At 30.6% G+C, this 651-nt stretch carries 1 pseudogene; it reads right to left on the bottom strand.

Annotation, left to right across the window (positions count from 1 at the left end):
- Positions 1-555, bottom strand: a pseudogene (locus HMPREF9131_RS01460) (bifunctional folylpolyglutamate synthase/dihydrofolate synthase); the annotation flags it as partial.
- Positions 556-651: the final 96 nt, after the last annotated feature.

Genomic DNA, 651 nt, shown 5'->3' with positions numbered 1-651 from the left:
AAGGCTTGATCCTAATTCTCTTGTGTGTTCCAAAAAAATTGTATTGATAAGACAGTATTTATTAATAACATTGTTAACATCATCATACTTAGCGCCCTTACCAAATTCCATAATATTTATTTGAGTGTTTTTTTCTTTAAAGTATTTTAGACCAATAGCTGCCTCAATTCCTATAGGGCTTATGGGTATAGATTTTGGCAAATTTTTTTCAATTTTATCAAAATCTATTTTTAGGTCCTCAACAATTCTTATAAAATCTTCATCTGAAATCTCTTTGCCATCAACTTTAAATCTCTCATTAATTTTTAAAATGTGAGGACTTGTAAAAAGACCCACCCGAAATTTAGCCATAAGTATTTGGCTAAGCATATTGGCAAGACTGCCCTTGCCCTTTGAACCAGTAATTCCAATATTTATACCAGTTGATAAATTTTCTAAAATTTCTTTTGTAAGCTCAGGGTGTCTTTTGTTTTTATCCTTGTCATTATAGGATTGAAATTTTTCTGATCTCATATATGATGCAAAAATATAATCTTCAGCTTCTTTCCTATTCATTAAAATCTTCCTTTATTGACAGTAAAATTTCCCTTGCAATATTTGTTCCTGTCGCCTTTTCTATGCCTTTTATACCAGCCATGACATTGACTTCAC

Source organism: Peptoniphilus sp. oral taxon 836 str. F0141, assembly GCF_000179335.1.
Classification (GTDB): Bacteria; Bacillota; Clostridia; order Tissierellales; family Peptoniphilaceae; genus Peptoniphilus_A; species Peptoniphilus_A lacrimalis.
This window is presented reverse-complemented; position numbering and strand designations above follow the sequence as displayed.